At 75.3% G+C, this 20,840-nt stretch carries 20 protein-coding genes; 6 read left to right on the top strand and 14 right to left on the bottom strand.

Features of this window, described 5'->3' with window-relative positions; genetic code table 11:
• The first annotated feature begins 71 nt into the window (after nt 1-71).
• Nucleotides 72-1,280, top strand: a complete 1,209-nt coding sequence (locus IE326_RS35415) for a M20 metallopeptidase family protein (RefSeq protein ID WP_190044504.1) — start codon at nt 72-74, stop codon at nt 1,278-1,280.
• Complete coding sequence (locus IE326_RS35410) at nt 1,277-2,707, top strand: MFS transporter (RefSeq protein ID WP_190044503.1); 1,431 nt, start codon at nt 1,277-1,279, stop codon at nt 2,705-2,707. Before IE326_RS35415 ends, IE326_RS35410 begins: the two co-directional genes overlap by 4 nt.
• A gap of 64 nt (nt 2,708-2,771) precedes the next feature.
• On the opposite strand, the gene IE326_RS35405 is transcribed toward IE326_RS35410, so the two are convergent.
• From IE326_RS35405 to IE326_RS35395, 3 genes are read right to left on the bottom strand one after another with little or no spacing between them, the layout of a single operon-like run.
• Nucleotides 2,772-4,124: an MFS transporter gene (locus IE326_RS35405; RefSeq protein WP_229915814.1), complete on the bottom strand. Its 1,353-nt coding sequence runs from the start codon at nt 4,122-4,124 to the stop codon at nt 2,772-2,774.
• Nucleotides 4,121-4,966, bottom strand: a complete 846-nt coding sequence (locus IE326_RS35400) for an SDR family NAD(P)-dependent oxidoreductase (RefSeq protein ID WP_150233721.1) — start codon at nt 4,964-4,966, stop codon at nt 4,121-4,123. The genes IE326_RS35405 and IE326_RS35400 overlap by 4 nt, the downstream gene beginning before the upstream one ends.
• A complete protein-coding gene (locus IE326_RS35395) occupies nt 4,963-6,312 on the bottom strand; it encodes a flavin-containing monooxygenase (protein WP_190044502.1) in 1,350 nt (449 codons plus the stop codon). The genes IE326_RS35400 and IE326_RS35395 overlap by 4 nt, the downstream gene beginning before the upstream one ends.
• Nucleotides 6,313-6,446: 134 nt before the next feature.
• Here IE326_RS35395 and IE326_RS35390 point away from each other — a divergent pair, with 134 nt between their 5' ends.
• Nucleotides 6,447-7,088 carry a TetR/AcrR family transcriptional regulator gene (locus tag IE326_RS35390; protein WP_190044501.1) on the top strand — a complete coding sequence of 214 codons (642 nt, stop codon included), beginning with the start codon at nt 6,447-6,449 and terminating at the stop codon, nt 7,086-7,088.
• 61 nt (nt 7,089-7,149) lie between these two features.
• On the opposite strand, the gene IE326_RS35385 is transcribed toward IE326_RS35390, so the two are convergent.
• Nucleotides 7,150-7,752, bottom strand: coding sequence for an ankyrin repeat domain-containing protein (locus IE326_RS35385; RefSeq protein WP_190045011.1), 603 nt, complete (start codon nt 7,750-7,752; stop codon nt 7,150-7,152).
• A 639-nt stretch (nt 7,753-8,391) separates the two neighbouring features.
• On the opposite strand from IE326_RS35385, the gene IE326_RS35380 reads away from it, so the two are divergent.
• Nucleotides 8,392-9,060, top strand: coding sequence for an aspartate/glutamate racemase family protein (locus tag IE326_RS35380; protein WP_190044500.1), 669 nt, complete (start codon nt 8,392-8,394; stop codon nt 9,058-9,060).
• 146 nt (nt 9,061-9,206) lie between these two features.
• On the top strand, nt 9,207-10,673 hold the full coding sequence (locus tag IE326_RS35375; protein WP_150233710.1) for a chlorohydrolase family protein: 1,467 nt from the start codon (nt 9,207-9,209) through the stop codon (nt 10,671-10,673).
• Here IE326_RS35375 and IE326_RS35370 read toward each other — a convergent pair.
• From IE326_RS35370 to IE326_RS35330, 9 genes are all read right to left on the bottom strand, one after another.
• On the bottom strand, nt 10,670-11,155 hold the full coding sequence (locus IE326_RS35370) for a GNAT family N-acetyltransferase (RefSeq protein WP_190044499.1): 486 nt from the start codon (nt 11,153-11,155) through the stop codon (nt 10,670-10,672). The two genes, IE326_RS35375 and IE326_RS35370, sit on opposite strands and share 4 nt — an antisense overlap.
• Before the next feature lie 37 nt (nt 11,156-11,192).
• A complete protein-coding gene (locus IE326_RS35365) occupies nt 11,193-11,855 on the bottom strand; it encodes a hypothetical protein (RefSeq protein WP_190044498.1) in 663 nt (220 codons plus the stop codon).
• 141 nt (nt 11,856-11,996) lie between these two features.
• Entirely contained in the window at nt 11,997-12,989 is a 993-nt protein-coding gene (locus tag IE326_RS35360) for a Gfo/Idh/MocA family oxidoreductase (RefSeq protein ID WP_190044497.1), read from the bottom strand.
• 1 nt (nt 12,990) lies between these two features.
• Nucleotides 12,991-14,295: a protocatechuate 4,5-dioxygenase subunit alpha gene (gene ligA / locus IE326_RS35355; protein ID WP_190044496.1), complete on the bottom strand. Its 1,305-nt coding sequence runs from the start codon at nt 14,293-14,295 to the stop codon at nt 12,991-12,993.
• A gap of 23 nt (nt 14,296-14,318) precedes the next feature.
• Complete coding sequence (locus IE326_RS35350; RefSeq protein WP_190044495.1) at nt 14,319-15,239, bottom strand: amidohydrolase family protein; 921 nt, start codon at nt 15,237-15,239, stop codon at nt 14,319-14,321.
• A 10-nt stretch (nt 15,240-15,249) separates the two neighbouring features.
• Nucleotides 15,250-15,939, bottom strand: coding sequence for a 4-carboxy-4-hydroxy-2-oxoadipate aldolase/oxaloacetate decarboxylase (gene ligK / locus IE326_RS35345; protein ID WP_150233696.1), 690 nt, complete (start codon nt 15,937-15,939; stop codon nt 15,250-15,252).
• A gap of 27 nt (nt 15,940-15,966) precedes the next feature.
• The gene (locus IE326_RS35340) at nt 15,967-16,992 is read right to left on the bottom strand and encodes an amidohydrolase family protein (protein ID WP_190044494.1); all 1,026 of its coding nucleotides are present in this window, start codon (nt 16,990-16,992) and stop codon (nt 15,967-15,969) included.
• A gap of 32 nt (nt 16,993-17,024) precedes the next feature.
• Nucleotides 17,025-18,239 carry a 4-hydroxybenzoate 3-monooxygenase gene (locus IE326_RS35335; protein WP_190044493.1) on the bottom strand — a complete coding sequence of 405 codons (1,215 nt, stop codon included), beginning with the start codon at nt 18,237-18,239 and terminating at the stop codon, nt 17,025-17,027.
• A gap of 198 nt (nt 18,240-18,437) precedes the next feature.
• Nucleotides 18,438-19,205, bottom strand: coding sequence for an IclR family transcriptional regulator (locus IE326_RS35330; protein ID WP_190044492.1), 768 nt, complete (start codon nt 19,203-19,205; stop codon nt 18,438-18,440).
• Nucleotides 19,206-19,314: 109 nt separating this feature from the next.
• Between IE326_RS35330 and IE326_RS35325 the strand changes: the two genes are divergently transcribed.
• The gene (locus tag IE326_RS35325; RefSeq protein ID WP_229915813.1) at nt 19,315-20,022 is read left to right on the top strand and encodes a substrate-binding domain-containing protein; all 708 of its coding nucleotides are present in this window, start codon (nt 19,315-19,317) and stop codon (nt 20,020-20,022) included.
• Here IE326_RS35325 and IE326_RS35320 read toward each other — a convergent pair.
• Entirely contained in the window at nt 20,019-20,723 is a 705-nt protein-coding gene (locus IE326_RS35320) for a glycoside hydrolase family 16 protein (RefSeq protein WP_190044491.1), read from the bottom strand. The genes IE326_RS35325 and IE326_RS35320 overlap by 4 nt on opposite strands.
• Nucleotides 20,724-20,840 lie beyond the last annotated feature (117 nt).

Here is a 20,840-nt window from a genome sequence, read left to right as displayed (position 1 = left end):
ACGATCACCATGGACCGGCGGATCCCTGCAAGGAGGCGGCGTTCATCCGGCGGATCGGCACTATACCCGCCATGTTCACGCACAGCGACGCCCAGGCGCACGCCGACGCCCTCATCCCCCTGCGGCACGCGCTCCACCGCACTCCCGAACTCGGCCTCGACCTGCCCCGCACCCAGCGCGCGGTCCTCGACGCCCTCGCCGGACTCCCCCTGGAGATCACCCTCGGTGAGCGGCTCAGCTCCGTCACCGCCGTCCTCCGCGGCGGCCGCCCCGGCCCGGCCGTCCTGCTCCGCGGCGACATGGACGCCCTCCCCGTCCAGGAGGACACCGGCCTTCCGTACTCCTCCGAGACCGCAGGCGTGATGCACGCCTGCGGCCACGACCTGCACACCGCGGGACTGGTCGGCGCGGCCCGGCTGCTCGCCGCCCGCCGCGAGGAGCTCCCCGGCGACGTCGTCCTCATGTTCCAGCCCGGCGAGGAGGGCATGGGCGGCGCGGGCCTCATGATCGAGGAGGGCGTCCTCGACGCCGCCGGGAGCCGCGTCGTCGCCGCCTACGCGCTCCACGTCACCTCGACCCTGCTGCCCGCCGGTTACGCCGCCGTCCGCCCCGGCCCCATGCTGGCCGCCTCCGACGCGGTCACCGTCACCGTCCGGGGCGCCGGCGGCCACGGCTCCACGCCGCACTCCGCCAAGGACCCGGTGCCCGCCGTCTGCGAGATGGTCACCGCCCTCCAGACGATGGTCACCCGCACCGTCGACGTCTTCGACCCGGCCGTCCTCACCGTCGGCTCCCTCCACGCGGGCTCCGCCGGCAACGTCATCCCGGAGCGGGCCGTCCTGGAGGCCACCGTCCGCTCCTTCTCCACCGCCACCCAGGCCGCCGTCCGGACCGGTTTCGAGCGCGTCGTCCACGGCGTCGCCGCCGCCCACGGCGTCGAGGCGGACCTCGACTACCGGGAGAACTACCCGGTCACCGAGAACGACCCCGCCGAGGCCGCCTTCGCGCTCCGCACCGCGCGGGGCCTCCTCGGCGCCGACCACGCCTTCGAGGCGCCCCGCCCGCTCACCGGCTCCGAGGACTTCTCCCTCGTCCTGCGCGAGGTCCCCGGCGCCTATCTCGCCCTCGGCGCCTGCCCGCCCGACCGCGACCCCGCCACCGCCCCCATGAACCACGCCCCGCAGGCCGCCTTCGACGACCGCGCCGTCCTCGACGCCGCCGTCCTGCTCGCCGAACTCGCGGCCCGCCGCCTCCAGGAAGCCGCCGAGGACCCCGCATGAGCACGACCGACCGCCCCGACGCCCCCGAGGACGCCTCCCCGAAGGCCGGATCCGTCCGGGCCGTCGTCGGGCTGCTCGTCCTCTTCGAGCTGACCAGCGGCTTCCTCCAGGGCGGCATCGCGCCCCTGCTGCCGGAGATCGGCCGGGAGCTCGACGTCCCCGACGCCGACCTCACCTGGGTGATCTCCGCCCAGCTCCTCGCCGCCGCCGTCGCCGTCCCCGTCCTCGGCCGCCTCGGCGACCTCCACGGCCACCGGAAGGTGCTGCGCTGGTCGCTCGTCTCCGTCGCCGTGGGCGCCCTGCTCGTCGCGCTCGCCCCGAACCTGCCGGTGCTGCTCGCCGGCCGCGTCCTGACCGGCCCGCTCGCCGCCCTGCTGCCGCTGGAGATCGCCCTCGTCCGCGACCGGCTGCCGCTCGGCCCGGCCCGCTCCGCCATCGCCCGCCTCGTCGGGGCCCTCGCCCTCGGCACCCTCCTCGGCGGCGTCCTCACCGGCGCCGTCCACGCGCTCACCGACGACGTCCGCCTCACCCTCCTCGTCCCGGCGGCCCTCGCCGCCGCCTGCGTCCCCGTCTCCTTCCTCGCCATCCCCGAGACCCGGAACCCCGCCCGGGGCCGCCTCGACCTGCCCGGTGCCGTCCTGCTCGGCGCCGCCACCCTGCTGCTGCTCTCCGGGGTCTCCGCCGCCCAGGACGACGGCCCCACCCCGGTCTCCCTGGGCCTGCTCGGCCTCGCCGCCGCGCTCGGCGCCGTCTGGACCCGGGTCGAACTGCGCACCGCCGAACCGCTGGTGGACGTCCGGGCGCTCGCCGATCGCCGGGTCGCCCCCTTCTTCCTCTGCGCCTTCGCCTTCGGCGTCGTCTACTTCGGCGGCCAGGCGCCCGACGCCACCTTCCTCGCCGCCGACCCCGACGCCACCGGCTACGGCTTCGGGCTCTCCGCCCTGTCGATCTCCCTGGTCGCGCTCCCGGCGGCGGTCATGGCCGTCGTCACCTCCTCCCTCACCGCCCGCATCGCGGGGAGGACCGGCTACGTCCCCGCCCTCGCCGGCTCCTTCGCCCTGATCACGGCGAGCTTCCTGACCACTGCCGCCCTGCACGCGGAGCTCTGGCAGCTCGTGGCCGCGAAGGTCCTCGCGGGCCTCGGCCTGGGGCTGGCCCTCGGCGCCATGCCCACCGTCATCGCGGAGGCCGGCGACCCCTCGCGGACCGGCGTCACCACCGCCCTCTACAACAACGTCAAGACGCTCGGCGGCGCGATCGCCGGCGGCGTCATGGCCGCGGTCCTCACCGCCTCCACCGCCCCCGCCGCCGGCGCCGTCCCGGCGGAGTCCGCGTACGTCACCGTCTGGCTCCTGTGCGCCGTGCTCTCCGCCGCTGCCGCCGCCCTCACCCTCGCCGCCCGCCGCCCCGCCCGCCCGGCAGGCTGAGCCGGCGGCCCGGCCCGGGCGGGAGACCCGGGCCGGCCCGCGCACGGACCGGCCGGCGGCGCGGTCACGCGGCGGGGTCCAGGGTGTAGCGCCGCTGGAACCCCAGGGCCACCGCCATCAGCACCGCCGGCACGACCGTGACCCCGACGAGCAGCGCGCCCAGCGCCGTACCGGACTGCGCGACCGGCTCGGCGGCCGTACGGGAGACGAACCCGCCCAGCGCCAGCACCGCCGAGTACAGGTACGGCCCGATCGCCGTGCCCGTCGCCTCCGTCGCGGTCCACACCCCCGTGTACGCCCCCGCCTTCGAGGAGCCCGCCGCCCCCGCCGCCGCGACGGCGTCCGGCACCATCGAGAACGCGAACAGCTGGAGCCCGGCGAAGGCGACGCCCATCAGCATCACCACCACGGCGGCGACCGCCACCCCCGCCGTCCCGCCGAGCAGCGCCCCCGCCAGGAGCGCCAGCGACCCCGCCGCGAACACCCCCTGCGACAGCAGCAGTCCGCGCTGCTTCCCGAACCGCCGCGACCACGCCGTCCACAGCGGGCTCGCGAAGAGCGCGGGGGCGAGGAACAGCCCCATGAACAGGGCGGTGAGCCGGGTGTCGTCGAAGACGTACGCCGTGACGTACGGCAGCGCCGCCAGGAACAGGTGCGTCGTCGTGCCCGTGAACAGGTACGACAGCACCAGCGCCCGGTAGTCCCGGTCCCGCCACGCCACCCGCAGGTCGGCCAGGACCGCGTGCCCCGCCCGCTCGTCGGGCACCCGGAACCCGCACGCGTCGGTGAGCCGCCGCACCCCCACCAGCGCGACCCCCGCCGACACCGCCGTCACCGACGCCAGCACCAGCGCCATCAGCGCGTAGTCGCCCCGGCCGCCCGCCGCGACCAGCGCGGGCGCGGCGACCCCGGCGCCCAGCAGCCCGAGCGTCAGCAGCACCATCCGGAACATGAAGACCCGGGTCCGCTCGTGATAGCCCACCCGCAGGTCCGAAGGGGTCGTCAGATACGGCACCTGGAAGCCCGCGAAGAGCAGATTGCCCACCGTGAACCAGCAGCCCACCCACAGCGCCGCCGACACCCCGTCCAGCGCGGGCGGCACGCTGAACAACGCCACCATCGCCACCCCGAGCAGCACCCCGGCGCGCATCATCCGCCGCCGGTGGCCGGTGCGCCGCGCCTCCCGGTCGGACCGCGAGCCCAGCAGCGGGTGGACGACGACGTCGACCACCTTCGGCAGCAGCAGCGTCAGGCCCGCCAGGGACGCGGGCACGCCGAGGACGTCGGTCAGGAAGTAGAGCAGCAGCAGACCGGGCACGGTGACCCACACGCCCATGCCGACCGAGCCGGAGGCGTACAGCGCGAGCGTCCCCCGCCCGGCGCGGACCGGGAGCGGGACGCCGGCCGGGGCGGTCACGGCCGTCCCCCGTTGCGCTCCACCACGCCCGCCGCGAGCGCCGCCCCCTCGAAGGCCCCGGACGCCGCCCGCGCGGCCAGCGTCCGTGCCACGATCCGGTCGGTGAGGGCGGGCAGGTGCCGGGCCAGGAAGAACTCCACCGCGCCCTTGCGGGTGGTCGTCACGTCCCGCCGGGGCCGGACCGCGAGCACGGCCCCCGCGAGCGCGTCGACCACGCCCTCCAGCGGTTCGTACACGCTCATCCCCTCCAGGGACAGCCCCGCCGCCCGCGTCGAGTCGTGGATGGGGCTGCGGACGGCGGAGGGGTACACGCAGCTGACCGACACGTGCGTGCCGAGCTCCAGCCGCAGCGCGTCGGCGTAGGCCACCATGGCCCGCTTGGACGCGCCGTACGCGGCGGCGAGCGGCAGCTGCATCACCGCCATCCGGGACGCCACCATCACCACCCGGCCGCGCGCCGCGACCAGCGCCCCGACGCACGCGGCCGTCACCCGCCAGGTGCCGAGCAGATTGACCTCCAGCTGCCGGCGGACCTCCTCGCCGGGGGCGTACTCGGCGGGCGCGGGCCCGCCGACGCCCGCGTTGTTCACCAGGACGTCGAGCCCGCCGAGGAGCTCCAGGGCCTCGGCGACGGCCGCCGCCACCGACGCGTCGTCGGTGACGTCGCAGCCGAGCACGGGGAACGGCTCGTCGCCGGAGGGCCGCAGGTCGAGCCCGACGACGTCCGCGCCGGCCCGGACCAGCCGCTCGCCCAGGGCGCGGCCGAGGGTGCCGGAGGCACCGGTGACGAGGACGCGTCGGCCGCGCGGGTCGAGGAGCCGGGGCGAGGGGAGGAGGGTCATGCGGGGGCCTGCGCCTTCGTGGTCGGGGCGGGGGAGGCGGCCCGGGCGGCCCGGCGGACGCCCGCCCGGATCTCGCGCGGGAGCGCGGCGACGTACCGGTCGAAGTCGACCCGCATCATCGGCCGCCGGTCGCCCCAGCGGCGTACGGCGGCGGCGTGGGCGCGGGCGACGGAGGCCCGCTGCCTCTCCGGCGACGGCAGGGCGTACCGGCCGCCGAGGTGCGCGGCGACCAGCGCGGCCTGCGCCTCGACGACGGGCAGCGCCGCGCCGGTCGACTGCATCAGGCCGACGAAGGCGAGCGTCGGGTCGTCGAGGTGGAAGACCCGCTGGTAGAGCGGCATGGCCTCGGGGTCGCCGCCCACCCACTCGCGGCCGAGGAAGGGGACGGTGACGCGGTAGCCGGTCGCCCACACGATCACGTCGACGTCCTCGGCGGTGCCGTCGGCGAAGACCACCCGGCGCCCGTCGAGCCGGGCGACGCCGGGCCGGGCGACGACCTCCCCGTGGGTGAGCCGGTGCAGGATCGTGTCGCTGATCGTCGGATGGTCCTGGAAGAGGCCCCCGGCCGGGCGCGGCAGCCCGTACCGCTCGGGCCCGCCCACCGCGAGCCGCAGCACGGTCTGCGCGACGGCCTGCCGGATCCGCCACGGCAGCACGGAGAGGGCCCCGCCGGTCGCGTCGGAGGGCCGCCCGAAGAGGTACTTGGGCACGATGTGGGTCCCGCGCCGGGCCGACAGCAGCACGGGTCCGGAGGAGACGTACGAGGCGTCGACGGCGAGGTCCATGGCCGAGTTGCCCATCCCGACGACGAGCACCCGCCGCCCCGCGAAGACCCCGGGGTCCCGGTAGTCGTGGGCGTGCATCTGGACGCCGTCGAAGACGCCGGGGTGGGCGGGCGAGGGCCACTTGGGGTCCCGGTTGTGGCCGTTGGCGACGACCACCGCGCCGTACTCCTCCGCTCCGCCGCCCGCCGTCACCTCCCACCCCGTCCCCGTCCGGCGCACGGCGGTGACCTCGGTGCCGAAGCGGATGCGCGCGGTGACCCCGAACGCGTCGGCGTACCGGGCGAGGTAGCCCGCGACCAGCGCGGCCGACGGGAAGTCCGGCCACTCGCGGGGCATCGGGAAGCCGGCGAACTCGGTGCGTCCCTTGCTGGTGTTGAGGTGCAGGCTGTCGTACGCGGGGGAGCCGCCGGCCGCGCCGTCGTCCCCCGCCCACAGGCCGCCGGGACGGGAGCCCCGTTCCAGGACGGTGACGTCCAGCCCCTCGTCGAGCAGCGCCTTGGCCGCGGCGAGTCCCGCCGCCCCGGCACCGATCACCGCCACCCTCGTCGAGCCCCTGCCCATGAGAGCGCCCTCCCTTCGTCCGAGGGCGTTCATTCAATCGAATGATGGAGAGCCGCGCAATCGTCTCTGACCTGGCTTTTCATCCTCCAGCACCTGATTGAACCCGACCGGACACGTCCGGTAGCCTCGGGCGCATGAGCAGCCAGCACGACGACGGCCACAGCCGCGAGCGCATCCTGGCGGCCGCCACCCGGCTGTTCGCCGAGCGCGGTTACGACGCCACCAGCACCCGCGCGATCGGCGAGGCCGTCGGCCTCAACATCGCCACCGTCGCCTACCACGTCGGCGCCAAGCCCGAGCTGTACCGCGCGGTGATGCGCCGCGCCCACCTGGCCCAGCGGGAGGCCGTCACCGCCGCCCTGCGCCGGCTGGACGCCTGCGCCCCCACGCCCGGCGGGACGCGCGCAGGACTGCTCGGCTTCGTCGACTCCTATCTGGCCTTCTGCCTCGACCACCCCGAGGTGCCGGCCCTGTGGATGCGCCGCTGGCTCGCCGAGGGCGGCGAACTCGCCGAGATCGAGACCGAGTTCGCCGGGCCCCTCGTCACCGAGGTGGCCGCCGCCGTCCGCGCGGTCCTCGACCGCGCCGGCCTCGGCGCCGGGGCCGACGTCGAACTGCTCGTGTTCACCATCGTGTGGACCGCCCACTCCTTCGCCCAGGCCGGGGTCATCGACCCGGACGGGCGGCGGCGGGGCCCCCGCGACCTCCCCACCTTCGACCGCTTCCGCCGCCACCTGCACGCGGTGGTCACCGGCGTCCTCGACCGCGAGGACTGACGCCCCGGACCCCTGGCGTCCAGGCCCCTCCGGCCCCCTCCGCTCTCCTTCCGGCCCCGCGTCAGCGGACGGCCGCGAGCAGCCCGGCGATCTCGTCGAGACCGCGGCGCCGCGCGTGCCGGAGCGGGGTGACGCCGTCGCGGTCCGGGAGGTGGGGAGCGGCGCCCGCGCTGATGAGCAGTTCCACGACCTCCTGGTGGGCGGGGCCGCCGCCGCCGAGGATCACCGCCTCCAGGAGCGCGGTCCAGCCGAGCCGGTTGACGTGGTCGACGTCGATGTCGGTCGCCCGCAGCACGGCCCGCACGTAGTCGGCGTGGCCGCGTTCGGCGGCGGGGATGAGACTGGTCCCGCCGAAGCGGTTGGTGAGCGTGACGTCGGGGGCCGGGACGGCCGTGAGCAGCACCCGCATCATGGCGACGCTGCCGGTCACGCCGGTGACCAGCCACGGCGTGTCCTCGCGGTCGTCCCGCGCGTTCGGGTCCGCCCCGGCGGCGACCAGCGCCGCGGCGGCCGCCACGCGGTCCTCCGCCGAGGCGATCAGCAGCGGGGTCCGGCCGTGCTCGTCGCGGTGTTCCGGACCGGCGCCGCCGGCGAGGGCCGCGCGCACCGCGCCGGCGTCGTCGGCCCGCACGGCGGCCCGGAGCTTCAGATCGGCAGGGGGCACGGGGGTTCTCCTCGGGAGGATCGGGCGGCACAGCGCGTGGACGGCGGTCCTCGACCCCGCCCGCACGTAGACCGCGACCCCGCCCCGCAGGCCGGCACGGAGCCGGGCGCGCCACGGGAACGGCTTCACGCGCGGACACTCCTCACGAAGGACGGGAAGGACAGGACGAGAGGGGGAGGCCGTTCGCGCCGTCCCGCTCCCGCCTCCATCCTGGACGCGCCGCGGAGCCCGTACGGTCGGCCCGCCGGCCGACAGGACGCGGGCGGACGGCGGAGGCGGGGGTCGGCCGATCGGTGGATACGGCCGCCGGGACGCCGGGTCCTTGACGGGACGCGGGGGCGAAACCAGAATTCCGCAGGTCGAAACCCGTCTTCCGTGGCGGGGCGCGTCTTCCGCGCGGCGGCGCGCGTTTCCGTACGGCGGAGCCCGTCCTCCGTACGGCGGCCCGCGTCCGCGTGCGGCGAGGCCCGTCGTCCGTACCGCGGGGCGCGTCCTCGTACCGCGAAACCCGTCGTCCGCTCCGCGGAGCCCCGTGCTTCCGGAGCGTCGTGCCCGGCCGAGAAGGATCCCCGTGGAAGCCCTCCCCACCCGAACCCCCCAGGCGGACGCCGGCTCCGCCCGGAGCGGGGTGAGCGGCGCGTGACCCTCGTCGCCCTCGTCAACCCCAACACCGCCGGGGCCACCACCGCGATGATGGCCGCCATCGCCCGCCGCACCCTGCGCCCGGAGGACGGGTACGAGGTCCGGGGCGTCACCGTGGCCGCCGGGCCGCCGATGCTCGTCGACGAGGAGGACCTGCGGGCCTCCGTGCCCCGTGTCCTCGACGCGGCGGACCGGCTCCTCGCCGGACCCGACGGGACCCGCGTCGCCGCCCTCGTCGTCGGCGCCTTCGGGGACCCCGCAGCCGAGGAGCTCCGCGCCCGGCTCCGCGTCCCCGTCGTCGGCCTCGCCGAGGCCGCCATGCGGGAGGCGGGGGCGGACGGCCGCAGGTTCGGCATCGCCACCACCACCCCCGGCCTCGCCGCCGCGATCGACGCGCGGGCCGCCCGCCTCGGCTGGTCCGCGCAGTACACCGGCCTCCGCCTCACCCCCGGCGACCCGCGCCGACTGGCCGCCGCCCCGGACGAGATGACGGAACGCCTCGCCGAGGCCGTCCGGGCGTGCGTGCGGGACGACGGCGCCGACGCCGTGATCATCGGCGGCGGCCCCCTCGGCGAAGCCGCCGAAGCCCTCAGGGACCGCTTCCCGGTCCCGGTCCTCGGCCCCGTCCCCGCCGCCGCGAGGGAAGCGGCCCGGCTGACGTCCTGACCCCCGGAGCCCGCGGACCCCTTCGCGAACCCGCCCCGTACGCCCTCCGGGGCACGACCCCGGCCCGCTCCGTGCGTCCCCCGGGCCACCGCCCCGACCCGTCCCCCCCCCGGCCCATCGATCCCTCACCCCACGGGAGCCCCCGCATGCGCACCCTCGTCACCGCGAGCCACGTGATCGGCTACGACCACCGGACCGACGACCACGTCCTGATCCGGGACGGCCAGGTCGTCTACGAGGGCAACCGGATCGTCCACGTCGGCCGCGGACACGACCCCGCCGACTGCGACGAGGTCGTCGACGCGGGGCAGGCGCTCGTCGGTCCGGGTTTCGTCGACCTGGACGCGCTCGCCGACATCGACCACGCGCTGCTGGACACCTGGCACGCCGACGGCCGCGGCCTGGAGTGGTCGCGGGAGTACGCGCTCCGGGGGCCGGTCGCCGTGTTCGACGCCGAGGAGCGGGCGTTCATCCGCGCGTACGCGCTGGCCCAGCTCCTCCGCAACGGCATCACCACGGCGATGCCGATCGCCGCCGAGACCCACTCCGCGTGGGCGGAGACCTACGAGGACCTGGCGGCCACCGCCGACGCCGCCGCCCGCCTCGGACTGCGCGCGTACCTCGGCCCCAGCTACCGCTCGGCCGTCCCCGTCGTCGACGCCGACGGGACCCGCGCCCTCCACTGGCGGCCCGAGCGCGGCGAGGAGGGCCTGGCCGACGCGATCCGCTTCGTCCGCGACTTCGACGGCGCGCACGACGGCCTGATCCGCGGCGCCCTGCTGCCCTGCCGCATCGAGACCCTCACGACGGACCTGCTGCGGGCCACCGCCCGCGCCGCCGACGAACTGGACTGCCCGGTACGGCTCCACTGCCTACAGGGCACCGGCGAACTGCGGCGCCTGGCCGAACGCGGCACCACCCCCCTCGCCCTGCTGAAGGAGACCGGGCTCCTCGGCCCGCGGCTCCTCGTCCCGCACGCCGTGTACATCGGCGGCCACAGCGAGGTCGACACCCCGTACGCGGGCGAGCTCGACGCCCTCGCCACGCTCGCCGGGATCGTCCACTGCCCCCACACGATGGTCCGGTACGGCGCGGCCCTGGAGGACTTCGACCGGTACCGCGCGGCCGGGGTGAACATCGCGATGGGCACCGACTCGTTCCCGCCGGACATGATCCGCAACATGGACTACGGCACCAACCTCTCCAAGCTGACCACCGGCCGCCTGGACGCGGGCGCCGCCGCCGACTACTACCGGGCCGCGACGCTCGGCGGCGCCCGCGCCCTGGGCCGCGACGACCTCGGCAGGCTCGCCCCCGGCGCCCTCGCCGACCTGGTCGTCGTCCGTCTCGACGCCCCCCGCACCGGCCCGGTCGACGACCCGGTCCGCACCCTCCTGATGAACACCTCGGGCGCGGACGTCGACACCGTCGTGATCGACGGCCGGACGGTGCTGCGCGGCGGCGCCGTCCCCGGCGTCGACGAGGCGGCCCGGAGCGCGCGGGCCCAGGGGCTCTTCGACCGCATGAAGGCCGCCTACGCGGACCGCGACCACCGCCACCGCACCCCGGCGGAGTTGTTCCCCGGCTCCTTCCCGGACGCCTCCGGCGTCTAGAGCTCCAGCACCATGGTGTCCGAACCGCCGTCGCGCCCCACGGCGGTGAAGCCCAGGGAGACGTACAGCCGCACGGCCGGGTTGCCGTCCTCGACGCTCAGGCTGAGCCGCGCGACCGGTCCGGGCCGTGCGGCGGCGGCCCGGACCAGCGCCTCCAGGAGCGCCCGGCCGGTGCCCCGGCCCCGGTGGCCGGGCAGGACGCCGATGGTCAGCTCGGGGACGTCCGGGGCGACGAAGCCGTGGCCGGGCGCGTCGGCGGTCAGCGTCCGCGCCCAGGCGGCGCCGACCGGCTCTCCGTCGTCGTCCTCGGCGACCACTCCGAAGTCCCCGGGCCGGGGCCACCCGTCGAGGTAGCGGGCCGCGTACGGATCGGCGGCGAGTTCCGCGGCGGTGAACCGCTCCTCCCCGTTCCAGTTGTACGCCTCCAGCAGCACGCGCAGGAGGAGGCCGGAGTCGGGGGCGCCGGCGGGCCGGATGCGCACGGGCGGTCTCCTGTCGGTCGGTCCGTCGGTCCGTAGGTCAGGACCGGGCGGCGGGGGAGCCGGGAGGGCAGGAGCGGAGGGCCGCCTCCTGGGACGGCTCGCCCTCGTCGAAGGTGCTCGACGGCTCCTTGCAGTCGAGGACGCCCGACCCCTCGGTGGTCCAGCTCGTGGCGCTGCCCGTGGAGGGCTTCCCGCCGGGACAGGCGCGGCGGTAGTCGCCGGTGACCTGCCGCACGAAGGCGTACGCGACGAGGGTGCCCGCCCCGCTGGTCTCGGTGGTGTTCCCGTCGAGGGCCGGCGCGGGCCGGCCGGCCCGGACGAAGGCGGCGCGGTCGAAGGGGGCCTCCGTGCCGGTGTCCTCGAGGTGGGCGGCCAGCGAGAGCAGCACGTCCTTCGCCTCGGCTTCCGGCCCGGTCTCCGTCGTCGCCCCGGTGGACGGGCTGTGGACCCGCTTCAGCGGCCGGGTGAGCCTCCCGCCGTCCTCGCCGAAGGCCTGCTCCTCCGCGACGCCGGTCAGGACGTCCCGCTGCTGGACGCCGGACCAGGTGTAGGTGCAGGCGGCGGTCGGCGTGGCGGGCCGCGCGGTCGCGTCGGCCCGGGTGTCCCCGTCGGCCGAGCAGGCGGCCGTGCCCGCGAGCAGGACGGCCGCGGCGCACGCCGTCAGCCGGGTCAGGACACGCCGCTCCGTGGTCTTGCGCATGTGGTGGTTCCCCCCGTGTCTCGCCATGGGTCGATGGCGAGACCGACCCTGCCTCCCACGGGACCTTCCCGGCAAGCGACTTGAGCGTCATTTGAGCGGACCGGCCGGGGACGCCCGCTCCCCGGCCGGTCCGGCACGCCCTCAGCCCGCGCGCGGAGGCCACGGGGCCGTGGCCGCGTTCAGCTGCTCCTCCAGGCCGGCCAGCGTGCGGTAGCAGGCCAGCACCTGGGCGATCGAGGAGTTCGGCTCGCGGCCCTCGCGGATCGCGGCGACGAACTCGCGGTCCTGGAGCTCGATGCCGTCCGTCGACACGTCGACCCCGCTCACGTCGATCGGCTCCTCCTTGCCGGTGAACAGGTCGTCGTACCGGGCGAGATAGGTGCCGGTGTCGCCGATGTAGCGGAAGAACGTGCCCAGCGGGCCGTCGTTGTTGAAGGACAGCGACAGGGTGCAGATCGCCCCGTTCGCCGCGCCCAGCTGGATCGACATGTCCATCGCGATGCCCAGCTCGGGGTGGACCGGCCCCTGGATCGCGTTCGCCCGCACGATCGGCGACCCCGTCTGGTACGCGAAGAGGTCGACGGTGTGCGCGGCGTGGTGCCACAGCAGGTGGTCGGTCCACGAGCGGGGCTCACCGAGCGCGTTGAGGTTCTGCCTGCGGAAGAAGTACGTCTGCACGTCCATCTGCTGGACGGTGAACTCGCCCGCGTCGATCCGCCGCTTCACCCACTGGTGGCTGGGGTTGAAGCGGCGGGTGTGGCCCGCCATCGCGACGAGCCCGGTGCGCTCCTGCGCCGCCAGGCACGCCTCGGCGTCGCCGAGGGAGTCGGCGAGGGGGATCTCCACCTGCACGTGCTTGCCCGCCTCCAGGCAGGCCAGGGTCTGCGAGGCGTGCAGCTGGGTGGGGGTGGCCAGGACGACGGCGTCGACGTCGTCCATCGCCAGCACCTCGTCGAGGGAGGCGGCGGCGCGGCCGACGCCCTGTTCGGCGGCGAACTTCCGCGCCCGTTCGAGGCTGCTGCTCACGACGGCGGCGACCTCGACGCCCTCGATGCGCTTCAGCGCGGCCGCGTGCTTGGCGCCGAAGGCACCGCCGCCCGCCAGGGCGATCCGCAGGGTCCGGTCGTCAGTCATGTCACTCCTTCTCGGCGGGCTCTTCGGCCCGGGGGCGGTTTTCCAGGATCAGGTGCCCGACGGCGGTGTTGGACGCCGGCACATGGTAGAAGCGGTGCTTGAGCTCGACCTCGCCGGATCCGTCGACGTCGCTCAGCGCGCCGCGCGCGATCAGCCACATGACCAGCTCGATCCCCTCGGAGCCGGCCTCCTCCACGTACTCCAGGTGGGGGACCTCGGCGAGCCCGGCGGGGTCCGCGACCAGCCGGTCGAGGAAGGCGTTGTCCCACTCCCGGTTGATCAGCCCGGCGCGCGGCCCCTGGAGCTGGTGGCTCATCCCGCCGGTGCCCCACACCTGCACCTTCAGCGGCCGGTCGTACGACTCGACGGCCCTGCGCAGGGCCTGGCCCAGGGCGAAGCAGCGGGCGCCGGAAGGGACCGGGTACTGCACCACGTTGACGTGGAACGGGACGACCTTGCAGGGCCACTTCTCGACGTCGCCGAACATCAGCGACAGCGGCACGGTCAGTCCGTGGTCGACGGCCATCTCGTTGGCGAGGGTGAGGTCGAAGTCGTCCCGGATGAGGGAGTGCGCGAGGTGCGCGGCGAAGTCGGGATCGCCCTCGACGGCCGGCACGGGGCGGGGCCCGTACCCCTCGTCGGCGACGGGGTAGGAGGCTCCGGTGCCGAGCACGAAGGTCGGGACCAGCGACTGGTCGAAGGCGCTGGCGTGGTCGTTGTAGACCAGGAAGACCACGTCGGGGACGTTGTCCCGCTCCCACGCCCTGGCGTACTCGTACCCCTCGAAGACCGGCCGCCAGTAGGGCTCTTCGGTCTTTCCGTGGTCCAGGGCCGCGCCGATCGCGGGGACGTGCGAGGTGAAGACGGCGCCGGTGACGGTGGCGTGTCCGGCGGGCTCCCCGGGCGCGTGGGCCGCTTCGAGCACGGCGTGGTCGATGCGGTTGCCCTCGACGGAGCGGCCGCCGCCCACCATCATGGCGCGGTACTCCTCCTCGGTCATGCCGGTCATCGAGCCCGCCATCTGCTGGAACGAGAAGCCCAGCGTGGCGCCCCACTTGGCGAGGAAGTAGATGTTCCCGCCCTCGCGCATCGCGGCGTTGAGGTCGCGGTCGAGCAGCGCCCGCTTCTGCTCCTCCCGCAGCGGCCACGCGTCCAGGTAGGCGCGCTCGTCGGCGAGGTAGGCCGCGCGGTTCTCCGCCGTCATCAGCGACATGCAGAACTGGTTGAGGTGGTAGCCCTTGGCCGACTGCTCGGAGTCGAAGATCGTCGTCCCCGGCACCAGCCTGTAGGTCTTGTCCAGCGACATGCTGGGCTCCAATCGGGGGAGGGTCAGTCGGCGTCGGGCCAGTACAGGCGCATCGGGTTGTCGACGAGCAGCTTGTGCCGCAGTTCCGCCGTCGGCGCGATGTGCGGGACGAAGTCGACGAGCAGCCCGTCGTCGGGCATGTGGTCGGTGAGGTTGGGGTGCGGCCAGTCGGTGCCCCACAGCACCCGGTCGGGGAACTCCTCGACGACGCGCCGGGCGAAGGGCACGACGTCGCGGTACGCCGCCCGCTCCCCGCCGAGGGCCGGCGGCCCGCTCGTCGTCAGCCGCTCCGGGCATGTCACCTTGCACCAGATGTCGGGCCTGGCCCGCAGGAAGTCCAGGAAGGTCTCGAAGTCGGGCCCGTCCGGGTCCTTCGCGGTGTCGGGCCGGCCCATGTGGTCGACGACCAGCGGCACCGGTATCGACAGGAAGAAGTCCCGCAGGTCGGCGAGGTCGGCGGCCTCGAAGTAGACGACGACGTGCCAGCCGTACGGCGCGATCTTCTCGACGACGTCGAGCAGGTCCCGCTTCGGCGCCGCGTCCACCAGCCGTGCGACGAAGTTGAACCGCACCCCGCGCACCCCCGCCTCGTGCAGCTCCCGCACCTCGGCGTCGGTGACGTCGGGCCGCAGCGTCGCCACGCCCCGGGCCAGCCCGCCGGAGGCCCGCAGGGCGTCGACCACGGCGCGGTTGTCGGCGCCGTGGCAGGTGGCCTGCACGACGACGTTGCGGCTGAAGCCGAGGTGGTCGCGGAGCGCGAACAGCTGCTCCTTGGACGCGTCGCAGGGCGTGTACTTGCGCTCGGGGGCGTACGGGAACTCCCCGCCCGGCCCGAAGACGTGGCAGTGCGCGTCGACGGCGCCCCGGGGGAGCCGGTACGCGGGCCGGCTCGGGTCGGCACACCAGTCCAGCCAGCCGGGCGTCTTCTCGAAGTCGGTGCTCACGGCGGCCTCCTCAGTCCTCGTACCGCAGTCCGAGCGCGGCCAGCGGGCCGCGCATCCCGTACAGGTCGAGGCCGAGCTTCCCGGCGCGGAACTGCGCGCGCTTGCCCTCCTCGGCGGCCTCGCGGGCGGCCGCCGCGGCGGCCACCTCGGCGGCCCGTTCGCGCGGCACCACGACGACCCCGTCGGCGTCGGCGAGGACCGCGTCACCGGGGCGCACCAGGGCGTTGCCGCAGACCACGGGCACGTTGACCGACCCGAGGGTGGCCTTGACCGTGCCCTTGGCGTTGACCGCGCGGGAGAAGACGGGGAAGTCCATGCCCTCCAGGTCGGCGACGTCCCGCACGCCGCCGTCGATGACCAGGCCCCGGCAGCCCCGGGCGCGGAAGGAGGTGGCGAGCAGCTCGCCGAAGAAGCCGTCCTCGCTCTCGGTCGTGCAGGCCGCGACGACGACGTCCCCGTCCCGGATCTGCTCGGCGGCGACGTGCAGCATCCAGTTGTCGCCGGGCTGGAGGAGCACGGTCACGGCCGTGCCGCACATCCGCGCCCTCGGGTAGACCGGCCGCAGGTAGGGGCGCATCAGGCCGACCCGGCCCATCGCCTCGTGGACGGTCGCGACGCCGAACTTCGACAGCTCCGCGACGGCCTCCGGGTCGGCCCGCTCGATCTTCGTGCGGACGACGCCGATCTCGGTGTGTTCCATGGGAGTTCTTCTCCTGGAGGGTGGGGGTCAGCGGCCGGCCGCGGCGAGGCGGGCGGCGAGACGGGGGTAGGCGCGCAGGGCGTTGCCGGAGTACACGGCGGCGCGCTCCTCGTCCGACAGGTGCGCGGTGGCGTCGACGTACCGCCTGGTGTCGTCGAAGTGGTGGCCGGTGCGCGGGTCGACGTCGCGGACGGCGCCGATCATCTCGCTGGCGAAGAGGACCGACCGGCTGGGGATCACCCGGGTCAGCAGGTCGATGCCGGGCTGGTGGTAGACGCAGGTGTCGAAGAAGACGTTGTCGAGCAGCCGCTCCGGGTCCGGCTTCCCGAGCGCCATCGCCAGCCCGCGGAACCGGCCCCAGTGGTACGGCACGGCGCCGCCGCCGTGCGGGATCACGAACCGCAGCGCCGGGAAGTCGGCGAACAGGTCGCCCTGCACCAGCTGCATGAAGGCCGTGGTGTCGGCGTTGAGGTAGTGCGCCCCGGTGGTGTGGAAGGCCGGGTTGCACGAGGTGCTGACGTGGATCATCGCCGGGACGTCGTACGCGACCAGCGCCTCGTACAGCGGGTACCAGCTGCGGTCGGTCAGCGGCGGAGCGGTCCACCGGCCGCCCGACGGGTCCGGGTTGAGGTTGACCGAGACCGCGCCCAACTCCTCGACTGCCCGCGTTAGTTCGGGCAGGCAGGTCGCGGGGTCGACGCCCGGCGACTGCGGCAGCATCGCGCCCACGGCGAACCGGCCGGGGTAGAGGCCGGCGACCCGGTGGACCAGGTCGTTGCAGATCCGCGCCCACACCGAGGAGACGGCGAAGTCGCCGATGTGGTGCGCCATGAAGCTGGCGCGCGGCGAGAAGACCGTGAGGTCGCTGCCGCGTTCGTCCATCAGCCGCAGCTGGTTGCCCTCGATCGCGGCGCGCAGGTCGTCGTCGGTGACGACCAGTTCGACCGGGTCCGGCACGGGGCCGCGGCCCTCGGCGGCGGCGATCTGCCGGTCCCGCCACTCGGCGAGCTGCGGCGGGGCGGTGGTGAAGTGACCGTGACAGTCGATGATCATGGGGGGCCTCGGGTCCGTCGGGGGCGGTGGGGTCAGCGGTCGTGCTCGCGGGCGGGCCAGCCGGTGTACTGCTCGGCCAGGTGGGTGCGGCCGGCCCGCGTCCCCACCACGTGGTCGAACTCGCCGAGCTGTCGCCGCAGGTCGAACGGGGAGGCGCCGGGCGCGGTGTGGAGCAGCTGCGTCATCCAGTACGAGAAGTGCTGCGCCCGCCACACCCGCCGGAGCGCCCGCGGCTGGTACTCCTCCAGGGCGGCCTCGCCCCCGCCGCCGAGGGCCCGCGCCAGCACGTCGGCGAGGATCTTCACGTCGTGCAGCGCCAGGTTGAGCCCGCGGGCACCGGTCGGCGGCACGGTGTGCGCGGCGTCGCCGGCGAGCAGCAGCGAACCCCAGCGCATCGGCTCCTGCACGAAGGACCGGAACCGCAGCACCGTCTTCTCGGTGACGGGCCCCTCCTTCAGCCGGAAGCCGTCCTCGCCGGCCACCCGCGCCTGGAGCGTCTCCCAGATCCGGTCGTCGGACCAGGCGTCGGCGGACTCGTCGGGCGCGCACTGGAAGTACATGCGCTGCACGCTCTCGGTCCGCTGGCTGATCAGCGCGAAGCCGTGCTCGGAGCGGGCGTAGACCAGCTCCGGCGCGCTCGCCGGCGCCTCGGCGAGGATCCCGAACCAGGCGAAGGGGTACTCGGCGCCGTACCGCACCCGCCGGTCCTCCGGCACCAGGTCGCGGCACGTGCCGCGCGAGCCGTCCGCGCCGACGACGTACCGCGCCCGGATCTCGTGCCGGGTCCCGTCGGGCGCCGTGTAGCGCACCCGGGGGGCGTCGGTGGTGACGTCGAGGACCTCGGTGTCGCGGATCCCGAAGTGGACGGTGCCGCCGTCGCGTTCGCGGGCGTCGGCGAGGTCGGTGAAGACGTCGGTCTGCGGGTAGAGCCACACCGACGCGCCGACGAGCTCCTGGAAGTCGATGCGGTACGACCGTCCGGCCGACCGGAGTTCGACGCCCTCGTGCTCGTGCCCCTCGCGCAGGATCCGGTCCGACACCCCGGTGCCGACCAGGTCCCGGGCGACGTCGGCCTCCAGGATCCCGGCCCGCTGGGTCGTCTCGATCTCGTGGCGGGTGCGGGTGTCGAGGGCGATCGTCTCCACCCCGGCCCGGCCCAGCAGGTGCGCCAGCATGAGGCCGGCCGGCCCGGCGCCGACGACCGCGACCGGGACCGAGGTGATGGAGTCGACGGGGACGTCGGCCATGGCAGCTCCCAAACGGCGGTGAACGCTCCGAACGCTTCGGAACGGCCCGAACGCTGCCAGCCCGCCTGACCCCCGGTCTGCGGTGTTTCCGCCAGACGGAAACCACCCCGGAAGCCGGGCCGGTTTCCGGGGCGGACGCCGGTCGGCACGCCGGTCCGGAAGTCGGCCCGGACGCCGGCCGGGACACCGGTCCCGGAGTCAGCCCGTCGGGCGGGTCCGTCTGCCGAGCTCGTCGGAGATGCCGTACGCGGCCCGCAGCAGCGGCTCGCGCAGCCCGCGCGCCCTGCCCGCGTCCGGCGCCGCCAGCACGATGCCCAGCGCGGCGCTCACCGGCCCGGTCCGCCCGATCCGCACCGGCGCGGCCACCGCCACCGTGCTCTCCGAGAGCTGCCGGTCGCTGAGGAAGACCTGCTCGCGCCGGATCCGGTCCAGCTGCGTCCGCAGCGTCCGCGGGTCGGTGACGGTGTGCGGGGTCCACGCCCGCTGCGGCGAGCCGAGGACCTCCTCCTGGATGTCCCGCGGCGCGTGGGCCAGCAGCACCCGGCCCATGCCGGTGGACCCGACGGGGAAACGGGTCCCGACCGACGTCAGGAGCTCCACCGACCGGTGCCCCGCGATCCGTTCCACGAACACCAGCTCGGTGCCCTCCCGCACGGCGAGCTGCACGTTCTCGTGGGTCGCCTCGTACAGGTCCTGCATGAACGGCAGCGCCACGTCCCGCAGGATCTGCGTCCGGGGACAGCCCGAGGCGATCTCCCACAGCCGCAGCCCCACGTGCCACGACCCGTCCTCGCCCCGCTCCAGCGCCCCCCAGCCGGCCAGTTCCATGACCACCCGGTGGGTGGTGCTCAGGGCGAGGCCCGTGCGCTGGGCGATCTCGGATAGGGTCTGCGCGGGGTGCTCGCGGTCGAAGGCCGAGAGGACCTCCAGTACTTTTCCTGCCGCCGTGCTCCGGGTCGTGCTCACGCCGCCAGTCTCGCAGACCCCCTCTCGCGGGCCCGCGCCGAGCCACCGGACCACGTGCGCCTCCCCGCTCCCACCGCTTCCGCGGACCCTTCCCGACTGAGGAGTCGACGTGCACCGTGAACTCGTGGGCCTGTCCTCGATGGCGACCCGCCCGATACTCGCCGACCTGTCCGACCACCTCCGGACCGCGCACGGCGTCCCCGTGCGCTTCGAGTCCGCCGGCGGCGTCGAGGTCGCCCGCCGGATCCGCGAGGGCGCGGAGGCGGACCTGCTCGTCCTCGCCGACGACGCCATGACCGCGCTGGAGCGGGAGGGCCTGCTCCGGGCGGGAACGCTCCGCCCCCTGTGGGTCTCCCAGGTCGTCGCCGCGGTCCCGGCCGGCGCCCCGGCCCCCGCCCTCGCCACCGTCTCCGACCTGCGTGCCGTCCTGACCTCGGCGGCCCGCATCGCCTGCTCCACCGGCCCCAGCGGCACGGCCCTGACCGGTCTGCTGCACCGCCTCGGCCTCGACGCCCTCGCCGGCCGGCTCGTCCAGGTCCCGCCCGGCGTCCCCGCCGGCAGCCTGCTCTCCTCCGGCCGCGCCGACCTGGCCTTCCAGCAGCACAGCGAACTCATCGACCTCCCCGGCGTCACCGTCCTCGGCCCGCTCCCCGGCGACACCGCCCTCACCTCCCTCTTCACGGCCGGCGTCCCCGCCACCGCCGCCGACCCCGCCCGCTCCCTCGCCGCCCTGGACCTCCTCGCCTCCGACCGGGCGGCGGCCCTCGCCCGCGCCCGGGGCATGACCCCCGCGGGCCCCGTCCCTCCCCGCCCCTAGGCCGCGTCCTCCGGGACGGCCCCGGCCCGGCCCCGGCGGCGGAACACCCGGAGCCCGGACACCTCGAAGGACATCTCGGTCGTCTCAGGGTCGGGCGCGGGGTGGTAGCGCCCCGCGCAGACCGAGAGGTTGACGATCAGGGCGGCGTGCCAGGACCGGCCGACCCCGCGTCCGTCCGCGAAGACCTGGGTGCCGTCGACCCACCACACCACGGACCGCGCGCCGAACTCGGTGCGCAGGTCCACCCATCCGCCGGGCCGCACGGCGGGGGAGCGGTGGTAGTGGTAGGTGCCGCGCACCCGGTTGGAGAGTTCGAGGAGGTCCGGGTTGTCCGGGTGGTACTCGAAGACGTCGACCTCCTGTCCGCCGTCCCGCCACGTCCAGATCGCGGGCCACGCTCCCGTCTCCTCCGGCAGCCGCACCCGGGCCTCCAGCACGTCGCCGGTCCGCACCTCGAACCCCTCCGCGCTGCCCTCCGTGGTCAGCAGCCCGCTGTCCCACAGACCGTCCCGGCGGCGCGTCGCCCGGAACGTCCCGGAGCGGCTGTACGCGGGATCCGCCACCAGGTGGTCCAGCTTGTTGTCCCGGGGGTTGACCGGCCCTCCGCCCGGATAGGCCCAGGAGCGCCCGGCGACCCACTGCTCGGACGATCCGAAGTCGGCGGTGAACACCGGGTCCGCGGGAAGCGGCGGAAAGGACATGCTGACTCCTGTCCGGAGGGGAACGACGGTCACCGCCCTATCTCCCCCCTCCCGTCCCGCACATGCGGAACCTTCCGCTCCTGGCGAGAACTGGCCAGACGTGCCCCGCCCGGACCT

The sequence above is a fragment of the Streptomyces filamentosus genome, assembly GCF_014654895.1.
GTDB classification, from domain to species: Bacteria; Actinomycetota; Actinomycetes; order Streptomycetales; family Streptomycetaceae; genus Streptomyces; species Streptomyces filamentosus.
The sequence above is the reverse complement of the archived record's forward strand: the minus strand, read 5'-3'. Positions and strand labels throughout refer to the sequence as shown.

Coding starts and splice junctions, on each gene's coding strand:
- IE326_RS35415 (WP_190044504.1), top strand. CDS start 72: ATGTTCACGCACAGCGACGCCCAGGCGCACGCCGACGCCCTCATCCCC.
- IE326_RS35410 (WP_190044503.1), top strand. CDS start 1,277: ATGAGCACGACCGACCGCCCCGACGCCCCCGAGGACGCCTCCCCGAAG.
- IE326_RS35400 (WP_150233721.1), bottom strand. CDS start 4,966: ATGACCCTCCTCCCCTCGCCCCGGCTCCTCGACCCGCGCGGCCGACGC.
- IE326_RS35395 (WP_190044502.1), bottom strand. CDS start 6,312: ATGGGCAGGGGCTCGACGAGGGTGGCGGTGATCGGTGCCGGGGCGGCG.
- IE326_RS35390 (WP_190044501.1), top strand. CDS start 6,447: ATGAGCAGCCAGCACGACGACGGCCACAGCCGCGAGCGCATCCTGGCG.
- IE326_RS35375 (WP_150233710.1), top strand. CDS start 9,207: ATGCGCACCCTCGTCACCGCGAGCCACGTGATCGGCTACGACCACCGG.
- IE326_RS35365 (WP_190044498.1), bottom strand. CDS start 11,855: ATGCGCAAGACCACGGAGCGGCGTGTCCTGACCCGGCTGACGGCGTGC.
- IE326_RS35360 (WP_190044497.1), bottom strand. CDS start 12,989: ATGACTGACGACCGGACCCTGCGGATCGCCCTGGCGGGCGGCGGTGCC.
- ligA (WP_190044496.1), bottom strand. CDS start 14,295: ATGTCGCTGGACAAGACCTACAGGCTGGTGCCGGGGACGACGATCTTC.
- ligK (WP_150233696.1), bottom strand. CDS start 15,939: ATGGAACACACCGAGATCGGCGTCGTCCGCACGAAGATCGAGCGGGCC.
- IE326_RS35340 (WP_190044494.1), bottom strand. CDS start 16,992: ATGATCATCGACTGTCACGGTCACTTCACCACCGCCCCGCCGCAGCTC.
- IE326_RS35335 (WP_190044493.1), bottom strand. CDS start 18,239: ATGGCCGACGTCCCCGTCGACTCCATCACCTCGGTCCCGGTCGCGGTC.
- IE326_RS35320 (WP_190044491.1), bottom strand. CDS start 20,723: ATGTCCTTTCCGCCGCTTCCCGCGGACCCGGTGTTCACCGCCGACTTC.